The organism is Paraburkholderia sp. SOS3, from assembly GCF_001922345.1.
In the GTDB taxonomy this organism is placed as follows: Bacteria; Pseudomonadota; Gammaproteobacteria; order Burkholderiales; family Burkholderiaceae; genus Paraburkholderia.
Map to the genome: position 1 here is coordinate 3515036 of NZ_CP018811.1, position 18238 is coordinate 3533273.

At 64.2% G+C, this 18238-nt stretch carries 15 protein-coding genes and 1 other RNA gene; 9 read left to right on the forward strand and 7 right to left on the reverse strand.

The window, feature by feature from the left end:
• Nucleotides 1–87: 87 nt before the first annotated feature.
• Nucleotides 88–2763, reverse strand: a complete 2676-nt coding sequence (gyrA, locus tag BTO02_RS15720) for a DNA gyrase subunit A (protein WP_075157819.1) — start codon at nucleotides 2761–2763, stop codon at nucleotides 88–90.
• 607 nt (nucleotides 2764–3370) lie between these two features.
• Here gyrA and ompA point away from each other — a divergent pair.
• The 4 genes from ompA to ssrA all read left to right on the forward strand — a co-directional run bounded on the left by ompA (nucleotide 3371) and on the right by ssrA (nucleotide 6197).
• On the forward strand, nucleotides 3371–4021 hold the full coding sequence (ompA, locus tag BTO02_RS15725; RefSeq protein WP_075157820.1) for an outer membrane protein OmpA: 651 nt from the start codon (nucleotides 3371–3373) through the stop codon (nucleotides 4019–4021).
• Nucleotides 4022–4238: 217 nt separating this feature from the next.
• Nucleotides 4239–4937: a bifunctional 2-polyprenyl-6-hydroxyphenol methylase/3-demethylubiquinol 3-O-methyltransferase UbiG gene (gene ubiG / locus BTO02_RS15730; RefSeq protein ID WP_075158910.1), complete on the forward strand. Its 699-nt coding sequence runs from the start codon at nucleotides 4239–4241 to the stop codon at nucleotides 4935–4937.
• 22 nt (nucleotides 4938–4959) lie between these two features.
• Nucleotides 4960–5673 (forward strand): HAD family hydrolase, encoded by a 714-nt coding sequence (locus BTO02_RS15735; RefSeq protein WP_075157821.1) that lies wholly within the window; start codon nucleotides 4960–4962, stop codon nucleotides 5671–5673.
• A 154-nt stretch (nucleotides 5674–5827) separates the two neighbouring features.
• Nucleotides 5828–6197, forward strand: a transfer-messenger RNA (tmRNA) gene (gene ssrA, locus BTO02_RS15740).
• Between the two features lie 137 nt (nucleotides 6198–6334).
• On the opposite strand, the gene BTO02_RS35400 is transcribed toward ssrA, so the two are convergent.
• Nucleotides 6335–6460 carry a hypothetical protein gene (locus BTO02_RS35400; protein WP_269667968.1) on the reverse strand — a complete coding sequence of 42 codons (126 nt, stop codon included), beginning with the start codon at nucleotides 6458–6460 and terminating at the stop codon, nucleotides 6335–6337.
• Between the two features lie 397 nt (nucleotides 6461–6857).
• Here BTO02_RS35400 and BTO02_RS15745 point away from each other — a divergent pair, with 397 nt between their 5' ends.
• Entirely contained in the window at nucleotides 6858–7217 is a 360-nt protein-coding gene (locus tag BTO02_RS15745; protein WP_075157822.1) for a COG4315 family predicted lipoprotein, read from the forward strand.
• Nucleotides 7218–7386: 169 nt separating this feature from the next.
• Here the strand turns inward: BTO02_RS15745 and BTO02_RS15750 are convergent, their stop codons facing one another.
• Nucleotides 7387–7656 carry a hypothetical protein gene (locus BTO02_RS15750; RefSeq protein ID WP_075157823.1) on the reverse strand — a complete coding sequence of 90 codons (270 nt, stop codon included), beginning with the start codon at nucleotides 7654–7656 and terminating at the stop codon, nucleotides 7387–7389.
• Nucleotides 7657–7884: 228 nt separating this feature from the next.
• Nucleotides 7885–8976 carry a substrate-binding domain-containing protein gene (locus BTO02_RS15755; RefSeq protein ID WP_075157824.1) on the reverse strand — a complete coding sequence of 364 codons (1092 nt, stop codon included), beginning with the start codon at nucleotides 8974–8976 and terminating at the stop codon, nucleotides 7885–7887.
• 93 nt (nucleotides 8977–9069) lie between these two features.
• Here BTO02_RS15755 and BTO02_RS15760 point away from each other — a divergent pair, with 93 nt between their 5' ends.
• Genes BTO02_RS15760 through BTO02_RS15775 form a run of 4 tightly spaced genes read left to right on the forward strand, consistent with a single transcriptional unit; the run spans nucleotide 9070 to nucleotide 14388 of the window.
• The gene (locus tag BTO02_RS15760) at nucleotides 9070–9618 is read left to right on the forward strand and encodes an NAD(P)H-dependent oxidoreductase subunit E (RefSeq protein WP_442953426.1); all 549 of its coding nucleotides are present in this window, start codon (nucleotides 9070–9072) and stop codon (nucleotides 9616–9618) included.
• Nucleotides 9615–11171 (forward strand): formate dehydrogenase beta subunit, encoded by a 1557-nt coding sequence (locus BTO02_RS15765; RefSeq protein WP_075157826.1) that lies wholly within the window; start codon nucleotides 9615–9617, stop codon nucleotides 11169–11171. Before BTO02_RS15760 ends, BTO02_RS15765 begins: the two co-directional genes overlap by 4 nt.
• Nucleotides 11172–11185: 14 nt before the next feature.
• Complete coding sequence (gene fdhF, locus BTO02_RS15770) at nucleotides 11186–14134, forward strand: formate dehydrogenase subunit alpha (RefSeq protein WP_075157827.1); 2949 nt, start codon at nucleotides 11186–11188, stop codon at nucleotides 14132–14134.
• 8 nt (nucleotides 14135–14142) lie between these two features.
• Nucleotides 14143–14388 carry a formate dehydrogenase subunit delta gene (locus BTO02_RS15775; protein WP_075157828.1) on the forward strand — a complete coding sequence of 82 codons (246 nt, stop codon included), beginning with the start codon at nucleotides 14143–14145 and terminating at the stop codon, nucleotides 14386–14388.
• 108 nt (nucleotides 14389–14496) lie between these two features.
• On the opposite strand, the gene BTO02_RS33880 is transcribed toward BTO02_RS15775, so the two are convergent.
• The 3 genes from BTO02_RS33880 to BTO02_RS15795 form a co-directional block, all read right to left on the reverse strand.
• Nucleotides 14497–16431 (reverse strand): FAD-dependent monooxygenase, encoded by a 1935-nt coding sequence (locus BTO02_RS33880; protein ID WP_083615142.1) that lies wholly within the window; start codon nucleotides 16429–16431, stop codon nucleotides 14497–14499.
• Between the two features lie 179 nt (nucleotides 16432–16610).
• A complete protein-coding gene (locus BTO02_RS15790; RefSeq protein ID WP_083615143.1) occupies nucleotides 16611–17792 on the reverse strand; it encodes a cation diffusion facilitator family transporter in 1182 nt (393 codons plus the stop codon).
• Nucleotides 17789–18148 (reverse strand): ArsR/SmtB family transcription factor, encoded by a 360-nt coding sequence (locus BTO02_RS15795; RefSeq protein WP_075157829.1) that lies wholly within the window; start codon nucleotides 18146–18148, stop codon nucleotides 17789–17791. The genes BTO02_RS15790 and BTO02_RS15795 overlap by 4 nt, the downstream gene beginning before the upstream one ends.
• Nucleotides 18149–18238 lie beyond the last annotated feature (90 nt).

Here is an 18238-nt window from a genome sequence, read left to right on the forward strand (position 1 = left end):
GGGGGATCCGCTTGCAGCGTGGCGTGCGGCGCAACTTCGCAGTGCGGTTGCGCCGCCCGGTTCCGCGTTCAGCCCGGGCGGTTCAGTTCATTCGCCACCGTCGCCGTCCGGACCCTCGCCGTCGCCACCGCTACCCTCGCCGTTCGTCTCATTGCCGGCCACGCTGCCGTTCGTCGTACCGTCAACGTCGCCGTCCACGTCGGCTTCGGCCTCGGCGATATGCTGCAGACCGGAGAGCTTCGTGCCTTCATCAAGGCTGATGAGTGTAACACCTTGCGTCGCGCGACCCATTTCACGGATCTCCGATACGCGCGTGCGGATCAGCACGCCCGTATCGGTGATCAGCATGATCTGCGCTTCCGGATCGACCAGCGTCGCGGCGACCACCTTGCCGTTACGCTCCGACGTCTGGATCGCGATCATGCCCTTCGTGCCGCGCCCGTGGCGCGTGTACTCGGTGATCGGCGTGCGCTTGCCATAGCCGTTCCGCGTTGCGGTCAGCACCGACTGCTTTTCGTCGCCGGCGACGAGCAGGGCTATGACCTGCTGGCCGTCGTCGAGTTGCATGCCGCGTACGCCGCGCGCTTCGCGTCCCATCGGCCGGACATCGTTTTCATCGAAGCGCACGGCCTTGCCTGAATCGGAGAACAGCATGACGTCGTGCTCGCCGTCCGTGATGGCCGCGCCGATCAGGTAGTCGCCGTCGTCGAGGCCGACCGCGATAATACCCTTGCGCAGCGGCCGGCTGAACTGCTCGAGCGGCGTTTTCTTGACCGTGCCGAGCGCCGTGGCCATGAACACATACTTGTCGGCCGAAAACTCCTTGACCGGCAGCACGACCGTGATCTTCTCGCCTTCCTGCAGCGGGAACATATTGACGATCGGCCGGCCGCGCGAATTGCGCGAGCCCTGCGGGACTTCGTAGACCTTCACCCAGTAGACGCGGCCGCGGTTCGAGAAGCACAGGATGTGGTCGTGCGTGTTCGCGATGAAGAGCGAGTCGATCCAGTCGTCTTCCTTCATCGAGGTCGCCTGTTTGCCGCGACCTCCGCGCTTCTGGGCCCGATATTCGGACAACGGCTGCGATTTCACGTAGCCTGCGTGCGACATCGTCACGACCATGTCTTGCGGCGTGATCAGATCTTCGGTGTTCAGCTCAGTGGCGTTCAACTCGATCTTCGAGCGGCGCTCGTCGCCAAATTCGCTCTTGATCGAGGTCAGTTCGTCGAGAATGATCGAAGCAATGCGCTCGGGCTTCGCGAGGATGTCGAGCAGGTCGGCGATCTGCGCCATCACCTCGCGATACTCGCCGATGATCTTGTCCTGCTCGAGACCCGTCAGGCGTTGCAGGCGCATCTGCAGGATTTCCTGAGCCTGCGTGTCCGACAGCCGGTAGAGTCCGTCGGTCTGCATGCCGAACGACGGATTGAGCCCTTCCGGACGGTACGCCTCGCGGCCGCCGGCTGCCGCGTTTTCGGTTTCCGCACGCTGCAGCATTTCGCGCACGAGCGACGAGTCCCACGAGCGGGCCATCAGCTCCTGCTTCGCGATCGGCGGCGTCGGCGCGGCCTTGATGATGTTGATGAATTCGTCGATGTTCGCGAGCGCGACCGCCAGACCTTCGAGCACGTGGCCGCGTTCACGCGCCTTGCGCAGTTCGTAGATCGTGCGCCGCGTCAGCACTTCGCGGCGATGCGACAGGAAATGCGTGAGCATTTCCTTCAGGTTCAACAGCTTCGGCTGGCCGTCGACGAGCGCGACCATGTTCATGCCGAACGTATCCTGCAACTGCGTCGCCTTGTACAGGTTATTGAGGATCACCTCGGGCACTTCGCCGCGCTTGAGCTCGATCACGACGCGCATGCCGCTCTTGTCGGATTCGTCGCGAATGTCCGAAATACCTTCGAGCTTCTTCTCGTTGACGAGCTCGGCGATGCGCTCGAGCAACGAGCGCTTGTTCACCTGGTACGGCAGCTCGTCGACGATGATCGCCATGCGCTGGCCCCGATCGATTTCCTCGAAGTGCGTGAGCGCGCGCATGACGACGCGGCCGCGCCCCGTGCGATAGCCGTCGCGCACGCCGGCGACGCCGTAGATGATGCCGGCCGTCGGAAAATCCGGCGCCGGCACGATCTCGATGAGCTCGTCGATCGTCGCTTCCGGATTTTTCAGCAGATGCTGGCACGCATCGACGATTTCATTGAGGTTGTGCGGCGGAATGTTGGTGGCCATGCCGACCGCGATGCCGGACGAGCCGTTGATCAGCAGGTTCGGAATGCGCGCCGGCAGAATGGCGGGCTCGTTTTCGCTGCCGTCGTAGTTCGGCTGGAAATCGACGGTTTCCTTGTCGATGTCGGCGAGCAGTTCATGGCCGATTTTGGCCATGCGGATTTCGGTGTACCGCATCGCCGCGGCGTTGTCGCCGTCGACCGAACCGAAATTGCCCTGCCCGTCGACGAGCATGTAGCGCAGCGAGAAATCCTGCGCCATGCGGACGATGGTGTCGTAGACCGCGGTATCGCCGTGCGGGTGATATTTACCGATGACGTCGCCGACGATACGCGCCGACTTCTTGTAAGCCCGGTTCCAGTCGTTGTTCAGCTCGTGCATCGCATAAAGCACGCGGCGATGCACGGGCTTCAGTCCGTCGCGGACATCGGGAAGTGCGCGCCCCACGATCACGCTCATGGCGTACTCGATATACGAGCGGCGCATTTCCTCCTCTAGGGAGATTGGCAGAGTCTCTTTGGCGAATTGATCCATTGTCCGTTTCGTTTACTTGCGGTGCAGTGGTTCGGCTGGCGGTGAAGTCCGCTGACCTTCGCCCACGTTCGCGTGCTGCGGCGCCTCGAAACGTGCGGCCGACAGCCAGCTGATGACGTTTGGAAAAGGTTCCCGAAATGAAGCCGAAAGATTGCGCACCACGGCGGCGCTGCGATCTCAGCGCATCACGCGATTCTATCATGCGGCGCATCCGCGCCTGCCGACCTGCATGGGTCTCTCTGTATACCTATTAGCAGAACCGCGGCGAGCGGCTCCTGCCGCCGCATTTGCAGCGCGTTCCGGGCCGCGTTCGTGCCCCGTGTTCAGGCCCGCTTCCTGCTCCGCTTTTCTGCCCCGCGAGAGCCCGTGCGGCTTCTGTTGCGCATGCACCACATTCGAACGGGGCTGGATATAGGGGAGGGATTTTTTTATCGTCGGAAGGGAACGATATGGCAAAATGCCAACGCACAAAGTTAGACACTGCTCGAAGTCTATACAGCGCGTCTTTTGTTCCGCACCGATGTTATACTCCGAGCAATGTATGACGTGTCTACGGTCAACAGGCTCGCAGTAAACCTGCGGTAATCTCAATTTCGAGAGGAGAAATATGAATAAACTTTCAAAGCTCGCGTTCATTGCAGCTACCGCGGTAATGGCTGCATCGGCGTCGGCGCAATCGGTGCCGGCCTCGCGACAGGCAGTTAACGATAACTGGGTGAACGGCACCGGCGAATACGTGTGGATGAACGGCACGAACGAGCTTTGCTGGCGCGACGCGTTCTGGACGCCGGCAACGGCTAACGCAAAGTGCGACGGCGCACTCGTCGCACAGGCTCCGACCCCGCCGGCCCCGCCGCCGCCGGTCGCTCCGGCTATTACGAGCCAGAAGATTACGTATCAGGCTGACACGCTGTTCGACTTCGACAAGGCTGTCCTCAAGCCGGCCGGCAAGCAGAAGCTGGACGACCTCGCAGCGAAGATCCAGGGCCTGAACCTCGAAGTGGTCGTCGCAACGGGCTACACCGACCGCATCGGTTCCGACAAGTACAACGATCGTCTGTCGCTGCGTCGTGCTCAAGCTGTCAAGGCATACCTCGTCAGCAAGGGCATCGAATCCAACCGTATCTACACGGAAGGCAAGGGCAAGCGCGACCCGGTCACGCACGGTTGCAACCAGAAGAACCGCAAGCAGCTGATCGCCTGCCTCGCACCGGATCGCCGCGTCGAAGTCGAAGTGGTCGGTACCGCGAAGCAGTAAGCGTCAAATTACCGCAGCATCGAAGCCCCGCCACGGCGGGGCTTTTTTTATCCACCTCGATGCTCACCGCTACCCAGCAGAAGTTCGCTCATAGGTGCATGGCCGCCGGCACGCGCGGCCAACGCGCTCGACGGGCTTTTGCGGCACCTGGCGGTGACCTGTATACTCAGGGCTCGACCTCGTTGCCCTGCTCATCCGCCATCAAGGCCGCATGAACATGACCAATGCCGATCCCCACGAACTGCAGAAATTCAGCGATCTCGCGCACCGGTGGTGGGACCCCAATGCCGAATTCAAACCGCTCCATGAACTGAACCCGGTTCGGCTCGACTGGATCGACCGGCACGCGCGTCTCGCGGGCAAGCGCGTACTCGACATCGGCTGCGGCGGCGGCATTCTGTCCGAATCGATGGCCGGGCTCGGCGCGTCGGTGAAAGGCATCGACCTGTCGCACGAAGCGCTGGGCGTCGCCGACCTGCATAGCCTCGAAAGCGGCATTGCCGTCGACTACGAAGAGATCGCCGCGGAGGTGCTGGCTGCACGCGATCCGGCGAGTTTCGACGTGGTGACTTGCATGGAAATGCTCGAGCATGTTCCCGACCCCGCGCAAATCGTCGCGGCCTGCAAGACGCTCGTGAAGCCCGGCGGCTGGGTGTTCTTCTCGACGCTGAACCGCAACGTGAAGTCGTATCTGTTCGCGGTCATCGGTGCGGAATACATCGCGCGAATGCTGCCAAGAGGCACACACGACTACGCGCGCTTCATCCGCCCGTCCGAACTCGCCGGCTTCGTGCGCGCTGCCGGCCTGACCACGGCCGAAATCAAGGGCGTCGTCTATCATCCGATCGGCAAGCGCTTCGCGCTGTCCGCGGATACGAGCGTCAATTACATGCTTGCCTGCCGCCGCGACGCCTGATCAACCTCTGCCCCGCACTTTCATGAGCGATCCCACTCCTCTGCCGCAACGTGAAGACGACGAGACGTCGCTCGGCCTTTGCCAGGGCATTCTGTTCGATCTCGACGGCACGCTCGCCGACACCGCTCCCGATCTCGCTGCCGCGGTCAACAAGATGCGCGTCGATCGCGGGCTCGAGATGGTGCCGCTCGAGCAGTTGCGGCCGCTCGCGTCGGCCGGTGCACGCGGCCTGCTGGCAGGCGGATTCGGCGTCGGCCCGGCGGATCACGAATTCGCCGCGATGCGCGAAGAGTTTCTCGCGAACTACGAAGCCGATCTCTGCATCGAAACGACGCTCTTCCCCGGCATCGGGGAACTGCTCGACGAACTCGACGAACGAGGCATCCGCTGGGGCATCGTAACGAACAAGGTGACGCGACTCACGGAGCCGCTCGTCGCGCAACTCGGACTCGACACGCGCGCGGGCTGCGTGGTCAGCGGCGATACGACACCGCATTCGAAGCCTCACCCCGCACCGCTGCTGCATGCGGCAAAAGAACTCGCTCTGCAGCCGGAGCGTATCGTCTATATCGGCGACGACCTGCGCGACGTGCAAGCGGGCTTTGCCGCTGGCATGGTGACCGTAGCCGCCGCATATGGCTATTGCGGCGCCGACCTGCCGCCGACGCAATGGCATGCAAGACATGTGGTCCAATCGCCGGCCGAGTTGCAGACACTTCTGCGCGATATCAGCTAGATTTGGGCAAACGAAACGGTAAGGTCCCGTACCGCGCGACGGCAAAGCGGCCGGACGGCACGCCGCGACGCGTTGCTCCGCGATATGTCGGTGACGTGACACCCCGGCTATTGTAAAATCGCTGCTGACCCGCAGTTTTGGGTTTCTCTACCGTGGGGGCGACCTGGTTTCGACAGGGGTTGTGAAGCGGTCAGGGCATGTCGAGGACCCGTCACCTCGTTAATCAATGGGAAAAACGTAACTGCAAACGACGATACGTTCGCACTGGCAGCCTAAGGGCCGCCGTCCTCTGCCTGGCTCACTGACGGGCTAGCGTCGCAAGACCGGTAGCAATACCGCCAGAGGTCATTTACGTCAGTTAAGCCCTGGTGGCGTCACGACGCCCGGGTCGAAAATCTAGTGAATCGCCGTTGCGCAGCGTGTTCGTCCGCGTCGCCGCGGTTAAATCAAATGACAGAACTAAACATGTAGAACTGATCGTAGAGCGCTACTGGACGCGGGTTCGATTCCCGCCGCCTCCACCACAATTTTCAAGCGTGCCTTTCTGCGCGTGTTTTCTGCCTCTGGCGCGCGACGCAAAACATAACCCGAACGCTTCGGGTATTCAGACAAAACGGCCCCTCTCGGGGCCGTTTTCACATCGCCTGGGCGCAGCGCAGTCCTAGCGGCGCACGACGATGGGGATCACATTGTTGTTGTTGACGAACATCGTCGGGTAATTGCCGCCTTTGTTGCTGCCACCCGCCACGCTCGATTTCACAAGCTGATTACGATCGATTTTCTGCATTTCAAATACTCGCCAATAATGGATTGAGATCAATTCGGTTCGTCAGAAACACGTCTGTAACGACGACCCGCATCTATCATAGGCACCGCTTTTATCGTAAAAAATGCTGCTTGACATCATTTAACCGCGCTCGAAAATACCAGAAACGATTTGCGGACTTGCCCTACGCAACAAAGGAAACAAATCGAGAAGTCGCCATGGACGCACGACTGCCGACGCGCAACCGCGAGATGATGCGCAACGGATCAGGGTCGCGCTAATTACAAACTATAGTGGGAGGAGACCGGAATAATCGCATGCCGCCATTCGTTTATTGCCCGCACGTCGCCGCCAACCGGGGCGTGCCGCGGTTCAACGCACACACTCCACACACAACGTTCAAAACAGGAGCAGCATCATGCGCAAGACTCTTCTCCTCATCGCCGCTGCCGCAATCTCGCAAATGGCGTTCGCCGAGGTGCCGAAGGCAATGGACGGCCGCCTCGTTGATTCAGAGGGGTACACGCTGTACACGTTCGACAAGGACACGACGCCGGGCCAAAGTGCCTGCAGCGGCGCATGCCTGAAGAAATGGCCGGCTGCGCAAGCGGCGGCCGGCGACAAACCGACGGGCGACTGGACGATCATCAAGAACGCCGACGGCGTTCCGCAGTGGGTCTACAAGGGTCACCCGCTGTATCGCTTTGCCGACGACAAGAAGCCCGGCGATACGGCCGGCGACAATTTCCGCGACGTGTGGCACATCGCGAAGCCGTAATCGAGGTTTGAGATTGTGAGGCGCCGCCAGGCTGTGGCCGGCTGGCGCCACGGCAGCGGCGCACTTCAGCGGGTTGCGCAAGGCCGGCGAGTGAGCCGGCGAACCTGGGCGAAGACGGAAACCGGCCGGGAGCAATGTCCCGGCAAAGACACGCCAGGAAGGCGACCGCCTATTGAGGGTCGTCCGGACACTTCAGGTTGCAGCCGTCCGGATCGCCATTGTCGCCCCGCTTGCGCAGTTGCGACGGCGCGCCGCGCTGGTACTTCTTCGAGGGCGCCGATGCGGCGAATTGCATCTGCGGATGTTCCTGGAAGTGGAAATCGTCCGTCAGGATGCCGCCGGGCACGCCCGGCGAATTCTGTGCGAATGCAACCGATACGGTCGCGAGCAACGCGCCCGCCGCGGCGGTGGCAACGATGGTCTGAATCAGATATTTCATGGCGGGTTCAACGCGGCATATAAACCGCGCACGAGGTGGAATACGAAGTTGTAAAGATTAGCGCAAAGTGCCGCCAGGCGCACCTTCCGGTCGCATCCGACCGTTACGCGTTCTTACTTGCGCGCTCGCGAACCGATCCACGGAAAACGCATGCGGCGGCAGCAGCGGCCCTTCCGCCTGCTGCCGCGAGCCCGCCCGCCACTGGCCGACACTAGCCGCCGCCGCTCGTCACGCCGGCGCGCCCACCGCACTGCTCGTCAGCCCCTGATCGAGTTCGACCACGTTGCCGCACTCCTGCGGATCGTAGCCGTCGAGCTGCGCGACGCGCTGCCGGAATGCTTCGCCGCGCAGCACCGCGACCACTGCCGCGAGCGGCATGCGTTCTAGCCGCGCGCGCTCGCACGCGAAGTAATAGTCTTCATCGACGACCGGCACGAAGTCGAGCCCGAAGTGATGCGCGGCCGGTTCGACGCCGAAGCCGATGTCCGCCATCCCGCTCGCGACGAAGGCCGCGATCGCCGAGTGTGTGAGTTCGGTCGACGCATAGCCGTTGACGCGATCCGGATCGACGCCGATCTGGCGCAACGCGAGATCGAGCAGCATGCGTGTACCCGAGCCGGGCTGTCTGTTAACGAAGCGGATATCCTCGCGCGCCAGATCGGCGAGGCCGGCAATTTTCTTCGGATTGCCCTTCGCCAGGAAGAGTCCCTGCTTGCGGCGCGTCAGATGAATCAGCACGTGACGCAGCGGATCGAGCCACTGCCGGTACTTCGCGCTGAAAGCCTCGCGAAACTCGCCTCGCGGCATATGAAAGCCGGCCAGATCGCACTCGCCGCGCGAGAGCGCGACGATCGCTTCCGCACTGTCGCGATACTTGATGTCGAGCGACACATCGTCCGCCACGAGCGCCGTGACGAGCGACGCGACCGCGTAGCCGTGCGAAGCATGGATGCGCACATCGTCGCGCGGCGGCGTCAGCCACCGGTTCAATTCGCTCGCCACTTCGCTCGCAAGCGCCTGCATATTGCCGTCGAGCCGCTCGCCGCACAGACGCTGCCCGCGCAGCACGGCATGGCCCAGTTCCGACAGCACCGAGCCGCGTCCGCGCTCCTTTTCGATCAGCGCACCGCCGAGATGCGTTTCGATGCTGCGCAGCAAACCCCACGCATGACGGTAGGACAAACCCTTAAGGGCTGCCGCCTGCGCAATGCTGCCCGTCTGCGCCACCAGCGCCAGAAGCGGCACGACATCAGTCAGGCTGGTGCTTCGGCCTTCCTGGTCACGCACGATCAACTGCGCCTCACATTCAATTCGGATCATATATGCCGCGTTAGTTCCTATTGCGAAAGGCCGTTCACACGCCTATCGTTCGCTCTATCCATACTGAACAAACAAAGCATAGATGCACACTTTATGAATGACAAGTGCATATCTGACTTTGGAGGAGCCCCCACAGTGGAACCAGCCACCGCTCTCGCACCGGAAGAACTGGTGCAGCGTCACGCACAGCCGGGCATGTCGCTCGTCGCCGTGCTGCACGCCATTCAGGACGACGTCGGCTTCGTGCCGCCCGCCGCGGTCGCGCCGCTCGCGCGCACGATGAATCTGTCGCGCGCGGAAGTGCACGGCGTGATCACCTACTATCACCATTTCCGCCAGCAGCCGGCGGCGCCCGTCACGGTGCAGCTGTGCCGCGCGGAAGCGTGCCGCAGCATGGGCACCGAGGCGCTCGCGAAGCACATCGAAACCCGCACCGGTTGCCATTTCGATGCGCACCGGCACGACGCGCAGAAGCACGCGCACGACGATAGCAACGTGGCGCTCGAATCGGTCTACTGTCTCGGTCAATGCGCGCTGTCGCCAGCCATGATGATCAACGGCGAACTGCACGCGAAGGTCACGCCGCAGAAGTTCGACATGCTGCTCGCCGCCGCGATGAAACAAGTGGAGCAACCGGCATGACGCGCATCTACGTTCCCCGCGATTCTTCCGCCCTCGCGCTCGGCGCCGACAAGCTGGCCGCCGCGATCGCCGCCGAAGCCGCGCAGCGCGGCGTTGCGGTCGAGCTGATCCGCAACGGCTCGCGCGGCCTGCTCTATCTCGAGCCGCTCGTCGAAGTCGATACGCCGGCGGGCCGCGTCGGCTACGCGAACGTCGAAGCAAGCGACGTCGCGTCGCTGTTCGATGCGGGCTTCGTCGGAGGCAAGGCGCATGCGCGCCACGTCGGCCTCGTCGAAGAGATTCCGTATCTGAAGAAGCAGCAGCGCCTGACGTTCGCGCGCATCGGCATCACCGATCCGCTGTCGACCGACGACTACGTCGCGCACGGCGGTATCGAGGGCCTCAAAAACGCGCTCGCGATGGACTGCGCCAAGGCATGCGAAGCACTGATCGAATCGGGCCTGCGCGGCCGGGGCGGCGCTGCGTTCCCGGCCGGCATCAAGTGGCGCACCGTGCTCGGCGCGAAGGCCGATCAGAAATACATCGTCTGCAATGCGGACGAGGGCGACTCGGGTACGTTCTCCGACCGTCTCGTGATGGAAAGCGATCCGTACGTGCTGATCGAAGGGATGATCATCGCGGGCATCGTGACCGGCGCGACCGTCGGTCATATCTATGTGCGCAGCGAGTACCCGCATTCGATCGCCACGCTCGAAGCGGCCATCGCGAAAGCGCGCGCGGCGGGCTGGCTCGGCGACAGCGTGCTCGGCTCGCAGCATCGCTTCGAACTGTTCGTCGCAAAGGGCGCGGGCGCGTATGTGTGCGGCGAGGAAACCGCGCTGCTCGAATCGCTCGAGGGCAAGCGCGGCATCGTGCGCGCCAAGCCGCCGCTGCCGGCGCTCGCGGGCCTGTTCGGCAAGCCGACCGTGATCAACAACGTGATCACGCTCGCGACGGTGCCGATCATCTTCGCGAAGGGCGCTGCGTTCTACAAGAACTTCGGCATGGGCCGCTCGCGCGGCACGCTGCCGTTCCAGATCGCGGGCAATGTGAAGCAGGGCGGGCTCGTCGAGCTCGCCTTCGGCTGCACGCTGCGCGAACTGATGTTCGACTACGGCGGCGGCACCGCAAGCGGCCGGCCGGCGCGCGCGGTACAGGTGGGCGGCCCGCTCGGCACGTATCTGCCGGAAAGCCAGTGGGATATCCCGCTCGACTACGAGGAATACGCGAAGGTCGGCGCCGTGGTCGGTCACGGCGGTCTCGTGATTCACGACGACACCGCGAACCTCGCGGACCTCGCGCAATACGCGATGCACTTCTGCGCGCTCGAATCGTGCGGCAAGTGCACGCCATGCCGGATCGGCTCGACGCGCGGCGTCGAAGTGATCCAGCGGATCCGCAACGGCGACACGTCGACGAAGCAGGTGCAACTGCTGCGCGACCTCTGCGACACGATGGTGTCCGGTTCGCTGTGCGCGATGGGCGGCATGACGCCCTTCCCGGTCGTCTCCGCGCTCGACCATTTCCCCGAAGACTTCGGTCTCGCCACCACCGCGCCGAAAGCGGCGGCCTGACCCAGGAGCCCAACATGTCCGATGTGCTCAACCCCTCCGCCGGCGGCTGCGGCTCCGGTAATTGCAGCTGCAAGTCGCAGGCGATGCAACGCGCGGCCGCTAACCGTGTGCCGTTCGACGATACCGACTTCGGCACGCCGCTGCGCCACGCCGACGTCGACGTCACGCTCGAGATCGACGGCGAATCCGTCACGGTGCCGGCCGGCACGTCGGTGATGCGCGCGGCGATCGAAGCCGGCGTCAACGTGCCGAAACTGTGCGCGACCGACTCGCTCGAGCCGTTCGGCTCGTGCCGCCTGTGCCTCGTCGAAATCGAAGGCCGGCGCGGCTATCCGGCCTCGTGCACGACGCCGGTCGAAGCCGGCATGAAGGTGCACACGCAAACGGACCGCCTGCAGTCGCTGCGTCGCAACGTGATGGAGCTCTACATCTCCGATCACCCGCTCGACTGCCTGACCTGCCCCGCCAACGGCGACTGCGAACTGCAGGACATGGCGGGCGTCACGGGTCTGCGCGAAGTGCGCTACGGCTTCGATGGCGACAACCATCTGAAGGACAAGAAAGACGAGTCGAACCCGTACTTCACGTACGACCCGTCGAAGTGCATCGTCTGCAACCGCTGCGTGCGCGCGTGCGAAGAGACGCAAGGCACGTTCGCGCTGACGATCGCCGGCCGCGGTTTCGAATCGCGCGTCGCGGCGAGCGAAAACCAGCCGTTCATGGAGTCGGAATGCGTGTCGTGCGGCGCCTGCGTGGCCGCGTGCCCGACCGCGACGCTGCAGGAAAAGACCGTCGTCATGCTGGGCCAGGCCGAGCATTCGGCGATCACGACCTGCGCATACTGCGGCGTCGGCTGCTCGTTCAAGGCCGAGATGAAGGGCAACCAGGTCGTGCGCATGGTGCCGTACAAGAACGGCGAAGCGAACGAAGGCCACGCCTGCGTGAAGGGCCGCTTCGCATGGGGCTATGCGACGCACAAGGATCGCATCACGAAGCCGATGATCCGCGAAAAGATCACCGATCCGTGGCGCGAAGTGAGCTGGGACGAAGCGCTCACGTATGCCGCGACGCGCTTCCGCCAGATCCAGGACAAGTACGGCCGCGACTCGATCGGCGGCATTACGTCGTCGCGTTGCACGAACGAAGAAACGTATCTCGTGCAGAAGCTCGTGCGCGCCGCGTTCGGCAACAATAACGTCGACACCTGCGCGCGCGTGTGCCACTCGCCGACCGGCTACGGCCTGAAGACGACGCTCGGCGAATCGGCCGGCACGCAGACCTTCGCATCGATCGGCAAGGCCGACGTGATCGTCGTGATCGGCGCGAATCCGACCGACGGCCATCCGGTGTTCGGCTCGCGCCTGAAGCGCCGCGTGCGCGAAGGCGCAAAGCTGATCGTGGTCGACCCGCGCAAGATCGACATCGTCGATACGCCGCACGTGAAGGCGTCGTATCACCTGCAGCTGCGTCCGGGCACCAACGTCGCGATCGTCAACGCGCTCGCGCATGTGATCGTCACCGAAGGGCTGCTGCAGGAGCAGTTCATTGCCGAGCGCTGCGAAACGCGCGCGTTCCAGCAGTGGCGCGATTTCGTCTCGCTGCCGGAGAATTCGCCGGAAGCGACGGCGAGCGTGACCGGCGTGCCCGCCGACCAGGTGCGCGAAGCGGCGCGCCTCTATGCAACCGGCGGCAACGCGGCGATCTACTACGGTCTCGGCGTAACCGAGCACGCGCAAGGCTCGACAATGGTGATCGGCATCGCGAACCTCGCGATGGCGACCGGCAACGTCGGCCGCGAAGGCGTCGGCGTGAATCCGCTGCGCGGCCAGAACAACGTGCAGGGTTCGTGCGACATGGGCTCGTTCCCGCACGAGCTGCCGGGCTACCGCCATATCAGCGACCCGATCACGCGCGCGCTGTTCGAAGAAGCGTGGAACGTCGAGCTGCAGCCGGAGCCGGGTCTGCGCATTCCGAACATGTTCGATGCAGCGCTGCACGGCACGTTCAAGGGTCTGTATTGCCAGGGCGAGGACATCGTCCAGTCCGACCCGAACACGCAGCACGTGGGCGCGGCGCTGGAGTCGATGGAATGCATCGTCGTGCAGGACATCTTCCTGAACGAAACCGCGAAGTTCGCGCACGTCTTGCTGCCGGGTTCGACCTTCCTCGAAAAGGACGGCACGTTCACGAACGCGGAACGCCGCATCTCGCGCGTGCGCAAGGTGATGCCGCCGATCGCCGGCTATTCGGACTGGGAAGTGACGATCCTGCTCGCCCGCGCGCTCGGCTACGAGATGGACTACACGCATCCGTCCGAAATCATGGACGAAATCGCGCGCCTCACGCCGACGTTCCATGGCGTCTCGTTCGCGAAGATCGACCAGCTGGGCAGCATCCAGTGGCCGTGTAACGAAGAAGCGCCGAACGGCACGCCGACCATGCACATCGGCGAATTCGTGCGCGGCAAGGGCAAGTTCGTCATCACGAAGTTCGTCGCGTCGCCGGAAAAGGTCACGCAGAAGTATCCGCTGATCCTGACCACGGGCCGCATCCTGTCGCAGTACAACGTCGGCGCGCAGACGCGCCGTACCGAGAACTCGCGCTGGCACGAAGAGGACCGCCTCGAGATCCATCCGCACGACGCAGAAGAGCGCGGCATCAAGATGGACGACTGGGTCGGCATCGAATCGCGCTCGGGCCAGACCGTGCTGCGCGCGAAGGTGACCGAGCGGATGCAGCCGGGCGTCGTCTACACGACGTTCCACTTCCCCGAATCGGGCGCGAACGTGATCACGACCGATAGCTCGGACTGGGCGACCAACTGTCCGGAATACAAGGTGACCGCGGTGCAGGTAATGCCGGTCGAACAGCCGTCGCAATGGCAGAAGGACTACTCGCGCTTCAACAGCGAGCAGCTCGATCTGCTGAGAAAGCGCGAGCTGGCCGCGACTTCCGGTAAATGAGGTGAGCGATGGACGAGAATAACCTGATCGACATGGCCAACCGCATCGGCGACTTCTTCGAGTCGATGCCGGATCACGAAGAAGCAATGGCCGGCGTCGCCGATCATATTCGCCGCTTCTGGGAACCGCGCATGCGGCGTCAGTTGTTTATCGCGATCGACGAAGGGCGCGCGCAGGACATGACCGCGTTCACGCGCGAAGCGGTGACGCGCTTTCGCGAGAAGCTGATGCCGGCCGCGCCGGCCGCCGTGTAAGCGTGTAGGCGCATTCAGGCGCTCGCTTCGTCGCAAGCGCCCCCGCCTCGTCTCGAGAAGGCCGCCCTGTGCACCGGGCGGCCTTTGTTTTTATTCGGCGCGCGCGGCTCAGGTGAGCGGCGTGGGCGGCTGCGGCTCGACACCCTTCGCGAACCACGCCTCGCAATGCCGCAGCAAACCGTGCAGGTCGGACGACACGCGGCCGCGTGCACAGACATAGCCATCGGGCCGCACGAGGTAGAAACACGGGCGCGTGCGGCCATACGATTCGGCAAGCGCCGGCCCGCCCTCGCCGAGCGCATCGGTCACGCGCCAGGTGCGCACGGCGCCCGGCAGCAACGCGTCGACGTCGGCGACAAAACGGTCGATGTCTGCCGCGCGCACCGGCTTGCGGCGCAGCGCCGGTTCCGGTTTGTCGTGCGGCACCCCGGCGGCGGTTTCGGGCGCGACCAGCACGAACAGCGAGAAAAACGCCGGATCGTGCAGGTCGAATACGCAACCAGTGCCCGGCGCCCGACCAAGCGGCCCATCGACGACATGCACGAGCGCATCGGGCGCGCGCTCGCCGGCACGCGGGCCGCCGTCGAGCACCCGTTCGAGCGTCAACGGACTGCGCCGGTACTGGATCGCAAGCTCGCTGATCTGCAGGCGCGCCGCGTCGCGCAATGGGCCGAGCGACGCGAGCACCGGCATCACGCGGTCGCGCAGCAGCTTCAGCGGGCCATGATCGGCCTCGGCCATATGTGTCATGAAGCTCGATTGCCGAAGCACTTCGCGCTCGATCGGATGGCGCTCGAGGTGGTACGTATCGAGCAGGCGCTCCGGCGCGCCGCCGCTCAGTACGCGCGCGATCTTCCAGCCCAGGTTGAACGCTTCCTGCATGCCGGTATTCATGCCCTGCGCGCCCGCCGGGCTATGCACGTGCGCCGAGTCGCCGGCGAGAAACACGCGGCCGACGCGCAGTTGCTCGACCATGCGGCTATTCACATGGAAGTAGCCGGACCACCTGAGATCGGTTAGCGCAAGCGGGTGATGAACGCGCGTCGCCGCGAGCGTGCGGCATGCATCGAGTGTCGGCGCGGGCGCGGCGTGTTGCGCGTGCCGTCCCGCGGGCGAACCGGGTGGATCAAGACCCGCATGCGGAAGGTGCGGATCGCCGGACTGAGGTGGCGTGTGCGATTCCGTCGATGCCGCGCCGTGCTCCGCCGCATGCGACGCAGCGCCGTGCGCGGCTGCTTCAAGGGACGCTGCATCAAGGGACGCTTCCTGAGTTGACGCTTCCTGAGTTGACGACGCATGCGCGTCAGTCGATGCATGCGCAGTGTCCGCGGCGGACGCGCCGTCGAGCGCGGGATGATCGGCGATCAGCCGGTAGCGGCCCTTTCCCATCGGGAAAAGCGCGGCCAGCCCGTCGCCCGACGCGAAGATATGGAACTCGTCGTCGGGCCAGTCCGTATCGGCCATCAGGTCGGCGAGCAGGAAGGTCTGCTCGAACGTCCTGCCCGCGAAGTTCATCGCGAGCCGGTGGCGGATGCCGCTATGCGCGCCGTCGGCAGCGATCATGTATGACGGATGCAGCGTCTCCGTGTGGCCATTCGAGCGTTGCAGCGTCGCATTGATGCCGGCCGCGCCCTGCGAAAACATCGCGAGCTCGACGCCGCGTTCGATCTCGACGCCGAGCGTCGCGAGATGCGCGGTCAGGAGACGCTCGGTCACGGACTGATCGAGAAACAGCATGTACGGATAACGCGTTTGCAGCGGGTCGAAATCGAGCCGCGCAAGCCGTTGCCCGTTCGAATACAGATTCGCCGCTCGCGCGCGATGACCGAGATCGAGAAACGGCTCGATCAGCCGATGCTGTTCGAGCAGTTCGAGCGTGCGCGCCTGAATGCCGATCGCGCGCGAATGCGGATCGGGACGCGCTGCCTTGTCGATCAACCGTACCGGGATGCGCGCGCGGGCAAGGCTCATCGCCGCAGCGAGGCCCGTGGGACCCGCGCCGACGATCAGCACCGGTGGCATGTCGAACCATGCGGCGGCCATGCAGACCTCCGGAAATCAACATGCCGCCTAGTGTACGCCGCCGTCTTCACGCGCGACGCGTCGCTAACGCGCAGTGCGCCGACGATTGATCGGCACGCGAGGCACGCGTTCGAGTCGAAGACGATGTCGGGCCGGAGATGCTGCAATGCACACGTGCGCAAGCGGCACGCGACCGTCCGTCAAGCCTTCGCGCCCGGCGGATGATCGAGCGTACAACGGTGTTCAGTCGTGCCCATGTCCACCTGCAGCGTCGCGTGATGCATCTGAAAATCGTCGCGCAGCGCGGCGACGATGCCGTCGACGGCCCGGTCGCCTGGATGTCCGGCCGGCATCACGAGATGCGCGGACAGCGCATTGCCGGTGGTCGACAATGCCCATACGTGCAGGTCGTGCACATCGGTCACGCCGGGCTGGGCCGCCAGATAGTCGCGAATGCGCTGCAGATCGACGCCGGGCGGCACCGCGTTCATCGCAAGCGACAACGAATCGCGCAGCAACCCCCACGTGCCATACACGATCACGAGGACGACGACGATGCTCATCACCGGGTCGAGCCACCTCCAGCCGGTTCCGAGAATGATGAGGCCGCTGATGGCGACGGCCGCCGAGACCGCCGCATCCGCAACCATGTGCATGAAGGCGCCGCGGATGTTCAGGTCTTCCTTCTGGCCGCGCATGAAGAGCCATGCGGAAAAACCATTGACGACCATTCCGACGGTCGCGACGACGAACACATCGAATCCTGCGACGGGCGCCGGATTGAACAGGCGCTCGATCGCCTCCGCGACGATCACGCCGCACGCGAACAGCAGCAGGCCCGCGTTCGCGAGCGACGCGAGGATCGACGAGCTGCCGAGGCCGAACGTATAGCGCGCGGACGGGCGGCGTTTCGCAAGCTGGATCGCGCCCCAGGCGAGCAGCAGGCCGAGCACGTCCGAAAGATTGTGACCGGCGTCGGCAAGCAGGGCCGTCGAATGCGCGAGCACGCCGTAGATGGCCTGCACGACGACGATGGTCACGTTCAGCGCGACCGCGAGCGCGAACGCGCGGCCGTGGCCTTCGACCGGGGCGTGGTGATAGTGGCCGTGGCTGTGCGAGCCGCCGCCGTGGCTGTGCGAGCCGCCGCCGTGGCTATGCGAGCCGTGCGATGCGTGACCATCGGTGTGCGAATGGCTATGGGCCGGGTGGTCGTGCGAAAGGCCGTCATGCGAATGGGCGTGCCCGTGGTCGGCGCCGCCGCTCGCGGCATGCTCATGCGACGCGTGATCGCACGCCCCGTCGTGGCGATGCGCGCCGCGGCCCGGGTCTTCGGGACCGTTCAGCGCCGCGTCGGGCTGCCGGGAACTGGGGGTGTATTTCATGGCTCGTCCCGTGAAAGATCGGAGATCGGTTCGGCCACGTGCTCGAGCATGTCGGCGAGCATACCGCTGATATGCCGGTCCGCGGCAACGTAGAACACCTGTTTGCCCATCCGCTCGGCACGCACGACGCGCGCCGCGCGCAACAGCCGCAGATGATGGCTGACGAGCGACTGTGACAGGCCCAGCGATTCGGCGATCGCCCCGACCGGGCGCGGCTCGTTTGCGCACGCGAGCACGATGCGCAGCCGCGTCGGATCGCCGAGCAGACGGAACAGGTCGGCCACCGGCACTACGCGCTCATCGGAAGGAAGCGGCGAATCGGCTGAAATGCTTGGCACAGTGGACGCGGCAGGCATGGCTCGCAAACTCAGGGAAGAGGCAGGGAAAGAGGAAAAAACAGCGCAAAGGTACTGACGACGCAACGACAAACGCAACAACATATGAAC